This window comes from Rhodopirellula sp. UBA1907 (genome assembly GCF_002337565.1).
Lineage (GTDB): Bacteria > Planctomycetota > Planctomycetia > Pirellulales > Pirellulaceae > Rhodopirellula > Rhodopirellula europaea.
On sequence record NZ_DDGH01000098.1, the window covers coordinates 256,153 to 256,823 of the forward strand.

General features: G+C 57.1%; 1 protein-coding gene. It reads left to right on the plus strand.

Features of this window, described 5'->3' with window-relative positions:
* The first annotated feature begins 94 nt into the window (after nucleotides 1–94).
* Nucleotides 95–511, plus strand: a complete 417-nt coding sequence (locus B2R17_RS24590) for a hypothetical protein (protein ID WP_286766099.1) — start codon at nucleotides 95–97, stop codon at nucleotides 509–511.
* The last annotated feature ends 160 nt before the right edge of the window (nucleotides 512–671 follow it).

The following is a 671-nucleotide window of genomic DNA, read 5'->3' on the forward strand; positions in this document are numbered from 1 at the left end:
TCGAGGAGGAAATCCGTGAAGGAACCGGTCGGCTTGAGCATTAAACCATCCGAACGAACTACAAACATCAACCTCTCAGGGAATCGAGGGAATCATGTCGAAGGGAATCGCATCGCTGGCTTTACCGCTAGCATTCACACTCGTTTTTGTCCTCTCCGGATGCGCTCGCGATCGCTACGCCTCTATTGGAGCAACCGGCGGTGGCTGCGGCAGCGGAGGTTGCGGCAGTTCTTCCGCTGGCGGGGCCAGTTGTCATGACACCGGCGGTGTCATGATGGCCCCCCAGGCGGTGGCTCAGCAGCAGACGATGGTTCACCAACCTGCGGTGGCAAGCGGTGGCGGGGTCATCAATCACAAGCTCTGCCCCGTGATGGGGGAACCGCTCGGTTCGATGGGCGACCCCGTCCCCGTGACGGTCGGCGGTGAAACACTCTTCGTTTGCTGTCGTGGCTGTGTGAAGAAGGTCAAGGCCGATCCAGCCAACTACTTCGCGATCGCTCGCAACGAATGACCGAAAAGTTTTTGAGTCCCGCGAAGAATGCGGGGCCACCGATCATCTAAATCTCGTTGCCGTCAAGCAGCCCCAGTGTCGGGGCTTGTCGGCATTCTAAAAAAACTATTCTCGATCAAGGATGAATGAGATGAAGAACTTAGAACCTATCCGAGAACCG

Bases quoted from the DNA above. Each gene is read 5' to 3' on its own strand.
- B2R17_RS24590 (WP_286766099.1), top strand. From the start codon at position 95: ATGTCGAAGGGAATCGCATCGCTGGCTTTACCGCTAGCATTCACACTC.